This window comes from Rathayibacter rubneri (assembly GCF_023743255.1).
In the GTDB taxonomy this organism is placed as follows: domain Bacteria; phylum Actinomycetota; class Actinomycetes; order Actinomycetales; family Microbacteriaceae; genus Rathayibacter; species Rathayibacter rubneri.
The window spans coordinates 1-10,571 of record NZ_JAMRYM010000107.1 but is presented as its reverse complement, the minus strand read 5'-3'; the positions used below and the strand labels follow the sequence as shown (position 1 = coordinate 10,571).

Genomic DNA, 10,571 nt, shown 5'->3' with positions numbered 1-10,571 from the left:
CAGATAGAGGGCGGCCAGCGGGGGGAGGACGACCTCGGCGGAGGCGGGGCGGCCGGACCACGGCTCGTCCTTGGCCTCGACGGAGCCGAAGTTGCCCACTCCCGAACCGCCGTAGATCTCGGCGTCAGTGTTGAGCAGCTCCTCCCAGCGACCGGCGACCGGCAGGCTCACACGGTAGCCGTGCACCGGCGACCCCGAGAAGTTGACGATCACCGCGACGGGCCGGCCCTGCTTGTCCTTGCGCAGGAACGAGATGACGTTCGGAGCGGCCGAGCCGCCGTCGATCCATTCGAAGCCGGCCTGGTCGAAGTCGAGCTCCCAGAACTGCGGCGACTCGCGATAGACGCGGTTCAGCGCGCCGACCAGGTCGAAGAGACCGCGGTGCGCGGGCTGGTCGAGGATCCACCAGTCCAGGCCCCGCTCCTCCGACCACTCGGAGTACTGGCCGAACTCCTGGCCCATGAAGAGCAGCTGCTTGCCCGGGTGCGCCCACATGAAGGCGAGGTACGCCCGCAGGTTCGCCCGCTGCTGCCAGTGGTCGCCCGGCATCTTCTGGATCAGCGAGCCCTTGCCGTGCACGACCTCGTCGTGACTGATCGGCAGCACGAAGTTCTCGCTGAACGCGTAAACGAACGAGAAGGTGATCTCGCCCAGGTGATACTGACGCCACAGCGGATCGTTCGCCATGTAGTCGAGCGAGTCGTGCATCCAGCCCATGTTCCACTTGAGCCCGAAGCCGAGCCCGCCCGAGACGGTGGGCTGGGTGACGCCGGGCCAGCTGGTCGACTCCTCGGCGATCATCATGATGCCGGGGTAGAGCTTGTAGGCCGTGGCGTTCACCTCCTGCAGGAAGCTGATCGCCTCGAGGTGCTCGCGACCGCCGTGCTCGTTCGGCAGCCACTCGCCCTCCTTGCGGGAGTAGTCGAGGTAGAGCATCGACGCCACGGCGTCGACGCGGAGCCCGTCGACGTGGAACTCCTCGAGCCAGTAGAGGGCGTTCGCGACGAGGAAGTTGCGGACCTGCGTGTGACCGAAGTCGAAGACGTAGGTGCCCCAGTCCATCTGCTCGCCACGGCGCCAGTCCGGGTGCTCGTAGAGCGGCTCGCCGTCGAAGCGGGCGAGCGCGAAGTCGTCCTTCGGGAAGTGACCGGGGACCCAGTCGACGATGACGCCGATGCCGGCCTGGTGCAGCCGGTCGATCAGGTACTTGAGGTCGTCGGCGGTGCCGAAACGGCTGGAGGCCGCGTAGTAGCCGGTGACCTGGTAGCCCCAGGAGCCGCCGAAGGGGTGCTCGGCGAGCGGCATGAACTCCACGTGGGTGAAGCCCAGCTCGGTCACGTACTCGATCAGCGGATCCGCAAGGTCGCGGTAGTCCAGGCCGGGCCGCCAGGAGCCGAGGTGGATCTCGTAGACGCTGAGCGCCTGCCCGTGCGGGTCGACAGCGGCGCGCTGCTCCATCCATGCGGAGTCGCTCCACTGGTGGTGCGAGACCGGGATCCGCGAGGCGGTCGCGGGCGGCACCTCGGTGGAGCGCGCCATCGGGTCGGCCTTGCGGACCCAGCGGCCGTCCCGCGAGAGCAGGTCGAACTTGTAGGGGGCGCCGGGCTCGAGACCCGGGACGAACATCTCCCAGACGCCGGTGACCCCGAGGTTGCGGAGGGAGTGGCCCTCGCCGCTCCAGTCGTTGAAGTCGCCGACGACGCGCACGGCCTGGGCGTGCGGCGCCCAGACCGAGAACGAGGTGCCCCACACGCCCTCGTGCTCGCGGTGCCGCGCACCGAGAGCCTCCCAGAGCCGCTCGTGGCGGCCCTCGCCGATCAGGTAGAGGTCGAAGTCGCCGACCGTCTTGGAGAACCGGTAGGGATCCTCGGCGGTCCACTCGCCGCCGTCGCCGTAGCGCGCCTCGATCGTGTACGGCTGCGGGCCGAGGATGTGGAAGCCCTGCCAGATGCCGTCGTGCAGGTGGGTCAGCTCGACGCGCGCCCCGGTGGAGAGCACGGCGACGACCTTCTCGGCGAGCGGGCGGCGCACGCGCACGACCGTCACCGGATCGGCGACGCCCCGTGCCGCCACCACGTGCTGTCCGAGCACGTGGTGGGGGAGCGCGTTGCTGCCCGTCGCGAGCTGCTGCAGGATCCACTCCTCGATCACGGGGAGCTCGATCGCGGCGGACCCCTCGATCACGGAGTCGGCCGGAGCGATCACGGAGTCGGCCGGAGCGATCGCCGAGTCGGCCGGAGCGTCGTCGGTCGCGCCGTCCGACACCAGCGGGCCGTCGACGGCGGCGCTCCCGCCCTCGCCCGACGCGTCGTCGGACGCGGTCGTGACCGCCGCCGCCTCGTCGATGCCGGTGCCGGTGGTCGTCGCCGAGCTCGTGCCCGTGGTCACGACCGACTCGGCGCGCGGCTCGAGTCCCGCCTCGTCGGCCGGGGTGGGGACGTCTCCGCCGGGAACAGTGCCGCTCATCGCTCGTCCGCCTTCACGCTCAGGATGTGCACCGGCTCGACGAACGAGTCCAGGCGCACGTAGTTGTCGCTCGACCAGGTCCAGACGGCCCCGGTGATCAGGTCCTCGACCTCGTAGCTGTCGCCCCACTCGAGCCCCAGGGAGGGCAGGTCGAGGTGCACCGTCGTCTCCCGGGCGGAGTGCGGGTCGGTGTTGACCACGACGATCAGGGTGTCGGCCGCGCCGGTCCCCGTGAACTCCTTCTGCAGGTGCTTCGTGTAGACGAGGATCGCGTCGTCGTCGCTGCCGTGCACCTGGAGGTTCCGGCGCTGCGCGAGGGCCGGGTGGGCCTTCCGGATCTCGTTGAGCCGCGTGATGTACGGCGCGAGGGAGCGTCCCGAGGCCTCGGCGGCCTCCCAGTCGCGCGTCTTGTACTCGAACTTCTCGTTGTCGATGTTCTCCTCGGCGCCCGGGCGGGCGACGTTCTCGACGAGCTCGTAACCGGCGTACACGCCCCAGAGCGGGGAGGCCGTCGCGGCGAGGGCCGCGCGCACCTTGTACGCCGCCGGGCCGCCGTACTGGAGGTACTCGGTGAGGATGTCCGGGGTGTTCACGAAGAGGTTCGGCCGCATGTAGTCGGCCGTCTCGTGCGAGATGCTCGTGAAGAACTCCGCGAGCTCCTCCTTGGTGTTGCGCCAGGTGAAGTACGAGTACGACTGCTGGAAGCCCACCTTGCCCAGAGCGCGCATGATCGCCGGCCGGGTGAACGCCTCCGCGAGGAAGACGACGTCCGGGTGCTCGGCGTTGACCTCGTGGATGATCCACTCCCAGAAGTCGAGCGGCTTCGTGTGCGGGTTGTCGACGCGGAAGATCCTCACTCCGAGCGAGATCCAGTACCGCAGGATCCGCAGCGACTCCTGGCGGATGCCCCGGGGGTCGTTGTCGAAGTTGATGGGATAGATGTCCTGGTACTTCTTCGGCGGGTTCTCGGCGTAGGCGATGGTGCCGTCGGGGAGTGTCGTGAACCATTCCGGGTGGCTCGTCACCCACGGGTGGTCGGGCGAGGCCTGCAGAGCGAAGTCGAGGGCGAGCTCGAGGCCCGCCTCCTTCACGGCGTCGTGGAACGCGGTGAAGTCCTCGACCGTGCCCAGATCCGGGTGGATCGCGTCGTGGCCGCCCTCGGCCGCGCCGATCGCCCAGGGCGAGCCGGGGTCGGAGGGTCCCGCGTTCAGCGTGTTGTTGGGACCCTTGCGGAAGGTGCGCCCGATCGGGTGGATCGGCGGCAGGTAGAGCACGTCGAAGCCCATGGCCGCGACGGCCGGGAGGCGCTTCGCCGCGGTGCCGAACGTGCCGCTCGTGACGGAGCCGTCCTCGTGGCGCACGGCGCCCTCGGAGCGGGGGAAGAACTCGTACCAGGCGCCGACGCCCGCGCGGGTGCGCTCGACGTGCACGGTGCGCGGCTCGGAGAGGCTCGAGAGGCTCATGACCGGACGCTGGGCGAGCGCCCCGTGGACCGCCGCGTCCTCGGCGGCGGCGAGGCGCTCCTCGGGGGACAGCGACGTGTCGCCGACGCTCGAGGCCGCCTCGGCGAGCAGCGAGCGCTCGGCGCCGGAGCGCGTGGCGTCATCGGCCGCGGTTGCGAGCAGCTGAGCGCCGACGGCGAAGGTCACGTCGATGTCGAGACCGGCCGGGATCTTGATCTCGGCGGTGTGCAGCCAGGTCGCCCAGTCGTCGGCGAACGAGCGGATGCGGTAGGTCCAGTCGCCCTCGGCGTCCAGGAGCACCAGGCGTCCGTACCGGTCGGTGCCGGTGGCGAGGAGCGCCATGCGGTGCTGCGACTCGGCGCCGGAGGGCGAGGTCAGGAGGAGGTCCACGCCGATGAGGTCGTGGCCCTCGCGGAACGCGGTGGCGGCGAACGGGACGACCTCGCCGACGAACGCCTTGGCGGGCCAGCGGTCGTCCTCGAGCCGCGGCTGCGGGTCGATGATCGGGATGCGCTCCGCACGGGTGCGGTAGCCGCTGCCCGCCGGCACCGGCGCCGGCGGTGCCTGCTGCTCCGCGACGGGTGCGGGTTCGGGAGGCGTCACCGCCTGCTCGGTCGGGGCGGGACGGCCGCGGGCCGCTCGCCGTGCGTCTTTGCCGTGTGAGGACGTGCCGAAAGGTGTCTGAGCCACGTCACGACAGTAGCGACCCCGGCGCGCATCGGCACGCCGCTTGCGCCCGCCCGCGGCCCTGTGCAAATGCGCGGTGCAGGAGCCCCGCGACGAGTCCGCTCGCGGGCCGATCCGGTCCGCTAGGGTGTGCGAGCGCGCGAGAGCCCGGCGCTCTGCGCCCGTGCACGCCGGGGTCCGCGGAGAGTCGAGGAGTCCCGTGAAGGCCATCCGTCGTTTCACCGTCCGCTCGGTCCTGCCGCCCGAGCTCGCCGCGCTCGGCGAGCTGGCCGGCAACCTGCGCTGGGCCTGGCACGAGCCCACCCGCCGCCTCTTCGAGCGCGTGGATCCCGAGCTCTGGCGCCGCGGGGGAGCCGACCCCACCGCTCTGCTCGGCGCCGTCAGCCCCGAGCGCCTCGCCGAGCTCGCCGCCGACCGCGGCTTCGTCGAGGACGCCTGGCGGCTGCGCGAGGAGCTCGAGCGCTACCGGAGCGAGCCGCGCTGGTACCAGTCGCTGCCCGCGACGGCCCCGCGCTCGATCGCCTACTTCTCGCCCGAGTTCGGCATTGCGGCCGCGCTGCCGCAGTACTCCGGCGGTCTCGGGATCCTCGCGGGCGACCACCTCAAGGCGTCGTCCGACCTCGGCGTCCCGCTGACGGGTGTCGGCCTCTTCTACCGCTCGGGCTACTTCTCCCAGGGCCTCTCGGCGGACGGCTGGCAGATCGAGTCCTACCCCTCCCTCGACCCCGACGGGCTGCCGCTGCGCGTCGTCCGGCTCGCGGACGGCTCGGCCGCGCGGATCGTGCTGGCGCTGCCCGAGGGCCGAGCGCTCTACGCCCGGGTCTGGCGGGCAGAGGTCGGCCGCGTGACGCTGCTCCTGCTCGACACCGACATCCCCGAGAACGAGGACTCGCTCCGCTCCGTCACCGACCGCCTCTACGGCGGCGGCGGCGAGAACCGCCTGCTGCAGGAGCTCCTGCTGGGCATCGGCGGCGTCCGAGCGCTCGAACTCTGGGCCGAGGTCTCGGGCACCGCGCTGCCGGAGGTGTTCCATACCAACGAGGGTCACGCCGGCTTCCAGGGTCTCGAGCGCATCTCGGGCCTGATCGGCTCGGGGCTCGCCTTCGACGAGGCGCTCCAGGTGGTCAGGGCGGGCACCGTCTTCACGACGCACACCCCCGTGCCGGCCGGCATCGACCGCTTCGACCTGTCGCTGGTGCGCGAGTACTTCTCGACCGAGCTCCTGCCGGGCGTCCAGGTCGACGACGTCCTCGCGCTGGGCGCGGAGTCGTACGACGGCGGCTCCGACCGGGTGTTCAACATGGCGGTCATGGGGCTGCGCCTCGCGCAGCGCTCCAACGGCGTCTCGCAGCTGCACGGCGAGGTGAGCCGCGGCATGTTCTCGGGGCTGTGGCCCGGGTTCGACACCGCCGAGGTGCCCATCGGATCGGTCACCAACGGCGTGCACGCGCCGACCTGGACCGATCCCGTCCTGACCTCCCTGGCCCGCGAGCGGCTCGGCACCGAGGACACGACACGGGCCGACTGGTCCTCGGGCGCGCTCAGCGACTACGACCTCTGGGCGGCCAGGCGCACGATGCGCGAGCAGCTCGTCCGCGACGCCAGGATCCGCGCGGCGCGCTCGTGGGGAGAGCAGAACCCGGGCGGCCTGCCGCCGGCCTGGCTCGACGAGCTCCTGGACCCGGACGTGCTGACGATCGGGTTCGCCCGTCGCGTGCCCACCTACAAGCGGCTGACGCTGATGCTGCACGACCCTGAGCGGCTGCGCGCGCTGCTCACGCATCCCGAGCACCCGATCCAGATCGTGATCGCGGGCAAGTCGCACCCGGCCGACGAGGAGGGCAAGCGGCTGATCCAGCGCCTCGTCCGCTTCGCCCAGGAGGCGGACGTCCGGCGCCGCATCGTCTTCCTCCCCGACTACGACATCGCCATGGCGCAGCTGCTCTATCCGGGAACCGACGTGTGGCTGAACAACCCGCTGCGCCCGCTCGAGGCGTGCGGCACCTCCGGTATGAAGGCGGCGCTGAACGGCTCGCTGAACCTGTCGATCCTCGACGGCTGGTGGAACGAGTACTTCGACGGCGAGAACGGCTGGGCGATCCCGTCCTCGGATCGCGCCCTCGACCCCGAGGCGCGCGACACCCTCGAGGCCGACGCGCTGTACGAGCTGCTCGAGACGGAGGTCGTGCCGCGGTTCTACGAGCGCGACCACGACGGCGTCCCGAGGCGCTGGGTCCGCTCGATCCGGCACACCCTGGCGACGCTCTCGCCCGAGCTGTCGGCCGAGCGCATGGTGCAGCAGTACGTCGACGCCCTCTACCGCCCGGCGGCCGAGGCCGGCCGCGAGGTCGCGGTCGACCACTTCGAGCCCGCGAAGGAGCTGTCGGCGTGGAAGGCGCGCCTGCGGGCCGGATGGCCGGGAGTGGCGGTCGCCTCGGTCGAGTCGGGCGGCATCGACGCGGTGCCGCAGCGCGGTGATCGGCTCGCGGTGCGCGCCGGGGTCCTGCTCGGCGATCTGGCGCCCGAGGACGTCACCGTGCAGGTCGTCTACGGCACGACCGCTCCGGACGGCTCGCTCACCGACGTGCGCAGTCAGGACCTCGAGGTCGCCGAGGCGGCCGGAGCGGTCGTCCCCGCCGACGCCGTCGGCAGGACGCCCTACGCCGGTGTGGTCGAGCTCGACCGCAGCGGCACCTTCGGCTACACCGTCCGGGTCGTCCCGAGGCACCGCCTCCTCGCCCGCGCGGCGGAGCTCGGGCTGGTCGCGGCCGCGGGCTGAGGCGTCAGCGGCCGATGGCGGCCGTGATCGCCCCGGTCGCCGCGATCAGGTCGGCCGGGGCGAGCTCGATGTCGAAGCCGCGGCGCCCGCCCGAGACGAGGACCGTGTCGAAGAGCTCGGCCGTCTCGTCGAGCACGGTGCGGTGGCGCGTCTTCTGGCCGATCGGCGAGATGCCGCCGAGCACGTAGCCGGTGCGGCGCTGCGCGAGGGCCGGATCCGCCATCGCCGCCTTCTTGCCGCCGACCGCCGCCGCGAGCTCCTTGAGATCGAGCGATCCGGTGACCGGGACGACGCCGACGACGAGCTCCCCGTCGACGTCCGCCAGGAGGGTCTTGAAGACCCGGTCCGGCTCGACGCCGAGCGCCTCGGCCGCCTCCGTGCCGTAGCTGGTGGTGGACGGGTCGTGGCGGTACTCCCGCGGCGTGAACGGGATGCCCGCCGTCGTCAGAGCGACGGTCGCCGGCGTGCCTGGGCCGCTCCGCGCTGCCATCAGCCGACGTCTCCGGTCATCGCCCCGTGCGCCGCGAACAGCTGCATCGACGTCCCCGCGACGCGGATGACCTGCCCGGGCTCGAACGTCTCGCCGTGCTCGAGCGGCACTGGCTCGTCGCTGTTCCAGAGGCGGGTGTACCCCGTCACGCCCTCGCTCCCGGCGAGCACGACGCTCGTCTCGTGCTCGACGCCGTGCACCACGAGCAGCACCCGGTCCAGCTCCTCGGTCTCGGGGGTGGAGGTGGCGAGGTACTGCATCGTCCGGTTCTCGGCCGAGGTCCAGTCGTGCTCGGACATGCGGCGGCCGTGGACGTCGAACCAGTGCATCGTGCTCGCGCTCGGCGTCACCTCGCCCTCCCTGCCGTAGCGGGAGGGGCGCAGTGCCGGATGCTCGCGGCGGAGCCGGATCAGAGCGCGGGTGTGCTCGCGCAGCTCGAGCTGCCAGTCGCTCCGGCTGTCCCAGCGGAGCCAGGTGAGGTCGGAGTCCTGGCAGTAGGCGTTGTTGTTCCCGCGCTGGCTGCGGCCGAACTCGTCGCCCGCGGTGATCATCGGCACGCCGGCCGAGAGCAGGAGCGTGCCCAGCAGGTTGCGCATGGCCTTGCGGCGCGCGTGCGTGACGCCCTCGTCGGGAGTGGGCCCCTCGAAGCCGTGGTTGAAGGAGCGGTTGTTGTCCGACCCGTCCCGGTTGGACTCGCCGTTGCCGATGTTGTGCTTGACGTTGTACGAGACCAGATCGGCGAGCGTGAAGCCGTCGTGCGCGGTGACGAAGTTGACGGAGGCGAGCGGTCCGCGCTCGGTCGAGAACGTGTTGGAGGACCCGGTCAGGCGGGTGGCGAATCCGCCGATCCCGACGGGAGCCGTGCCGGCGCGGCGGGCGTAGTCGATGTCCGACAGCCAGAAGTTGCGGACCCGGTCGCGGTAGCGGTCGTTCCACTCCGACCAGCCGGTCGGGAAGTTCCCCGTCTGCCAGCCGCCCATGCCCACGTCCCACGGCTCCGCGATCATCTTGACGTCGGCGAGCTCCGGGTCCTCGACCGCGGCGACGAGCAGCGGGTGATCGGAGCGGAAGTGCGCCCTCTCGTCGCGCCCGAGCGTCGCCGCGAGGTCGAGCCGGAAGCCGTCGATGCCGACCTCGCTCGACCAGTAGCGGAGCGAGTCGAGCACCATCCGCTGGGCGACGGGCCGTCCGAAGTCGATCGTGTTCCCGCAGCCGGTGACGTCGACGTAGTGGCCCTCGTCGGTCTGGCGGTACCAGCTCGCGTCGTCGATGCCGCGCAGACTCGAGCGCGGGCCGTTAGGGCCCTCCTCGGCGGTGTGGTTGTAGACGACGTCGAGGATCACCTCGAGCCCGGCCTCGTGCAGCAGCTTCACCATGCCCTTGAACTCGCGCAGCACCGCCGTCGGTCCACCGCGCTGAGCGGAGGGGGAGGCGTAGGCGGCGTGCGGGCTGAAGAAGTTCAGCGTGTTGTAGCCCCAGTAGTTGGTCAGGCCCTGGCGCAGCAGCCGCTGCTCCGAGACGAAGGCGTGCACCGGCAGCAGTTCGACGGCGGTCACTCCGAGCTCCAGGAGCGACGACACGGTCGACTCGTGCGCCAGCCCCGCGTAGGTGCCGCGGAGCTCGACGGGCAGCGCGGTGTTGAGCTTCGTGAGGCCCTTCACGTGCGCCTCGTAGATCACGGTGCGGTCCAGCGGTGTGCCCGGCTTCGCGGAGGTGCCCCAGTCGAAGGAGTCGTCGACGACGACCGAGCGCCACTCGTTCTCGGCGACCCGGAGGAGTCCCTTCGAGTACGGCTCGAGGAGGGCGGTGCGCGGATCGAAGCGGTGGCGCGGGCCGTCGGGACCGTCGACGCGGATCGCGTACCGGCGGCCGACGCTCAGCAGGGCGGACCGGGCGGACCACACGTCGTGCTCGCCGCGCGCGAGCGGCACGGTGCGGGTCACCCACGCGGGGTCCTTCTCGTCGTAGAGCAGGAGGTCGATCGCGCTCGCGTTCGCCGACCACACGCGCAGCTCGCCGCCCTCCGCGTCCACCCTCACGCCGAGCCGGGACAGAGGGTCGAGAGAGGTCATGCGACTTACAGTAGTGAAGGCCCGGAGACCTCCTCCGCGGTCGCACGCGGACGGGGGACAGCCGGTGATCTACCTCGACCACGCCGCGACGACCCCGCTGCGGCCCGCGGCGCTCGCCGCCTTCGTCGAGGCCTCCCGGCACTCCGGCAACCCCTCGTCGGTGCACGGCGCCGGGCAGGAGGCGCGCCGCCGGCTCGAGGACGCCCGCCAGGTTCTCGCCGACGCTCTGGGCTGCGAGCCGATCGAGGTGATCCTGACCGCGGGAGGCACGGAGGCGATCAACCTCGCGCTCAAGGGCCTCTACTGGCAGCGCCGGGCCGAGGACGCGTCGAGGCGGCGCATCCTGGTGCCGGCCGGCGAGCACCACGCCACGATCGACAGCGTCGAGTGGCTCGCCCGCCACGAGGGGGCGGACGTCGAGTGGCTCCCGCTCGACGCCGAGGGGGTGCTGCTGCCGGAGGTGCTGGCGGCCGCGATCGCCCGCGACCCCTCCTCCGTCGCCCTGGTCTCGGCGCTGTGGGTCAACAACGAGATCGGCACGATCGCCCCGGTCGTCGAGCTGGCCGCCGTCTGCGCGTCGGCGGGCGTGCCGCTGCATCTGGACGCCGTCGCCG

6 protein-coding genes are annotated in these 10,571 nt (G+C 71.8%); 2 read left to right on the top strand and 4 right to left on the bottom strand.

Translation table 11 applies throughout. From position 1 onward, the window contains the following. Together glgB and NB037_RS16810 are read right to left on the bottom strand one after the other, a co-directional pair. A partial coding sequence (glgB, locus tag NB037_RS16815; protein WP_251947811.1) for a 1,4-alpha-glucan branching protein GlgB occupies positions 1–2,466 on the bottom strand: 2,466 nt, incomplete at its 3' end. Then, the gene (locus NB037_RS16810; RefSeq protein ID WP_372490777.1) at positions 2,463–4,532 is read right to left on the bottom strand and encodes an alpha-1,4-glucan--maltose-1-phosphate maltosyltransferase; all 2,070 of its coding nucleotides are present in this window, start codon (positions 4,530–4,532) and stop codon (positions 2,463–2,465) included. The genes NB037_RS16810 and glgB, both read right to left, overlap by 4 nt. Before the next feature lie 283 nt (positions 4,533–4,815). Here NB037_RS16810 and glgP point away from each other — a divergent pair, with 283 nt between their 5' ends. Continuing rightward, positions 4,816–7,395, top strand: coding sequence for an alpha-glucan family phosphorylase (glgP, locus tag NB037_RS16805; protein WP_251947809.1), 2,580 nt, complete (start codon positions 4,816–4,818; stop codon positions 7,393–7,395). Positions 7,396–7,399: 4 nt separating this feature from the next. Here the strand turns inward: glgP and ybaK are convergent, their stop codons facing one another. Next, positions 7,400–7,885: a Cys-tRNA(Pro) deacylase gene (gene ybaK / locus NB037_RS16800; RefSeq protein WP_207405534.1), complete on the bottom strand. Its 486-nt coding sequence runs from the start codon at positions 7,883–7,885 to the stop codon at positions 7,400–7,402. Continuing rightward, positions 7,885–9,957: a glycogen debranching protein GlgX gene (glgX, locus tag NB037_RS16795; protein WP_251947807.1), complete on the bottom strand. Its 2,073-nt coding sequence runs from the start codon at positions 9,955–9,957 to the stop codon at positions 7,885–7,887. The genes ybaK and glgX overlap by 1 nt, the downstream gene beginning before the upstream one ends. A 64-nt stretch (positions 9,958–10,021) precedes the next feature. On the opposite strand from glgX, the gene NB037_RS16790 reads away from it, so the two are divergent. Further along, positions 10,022–10,571: cysteine desulfurase family protein (locus NB037_RS16790; protein WP_251947805.1), on the top strand; the 550-nt coding region annotated here is incomplete at its 3' end.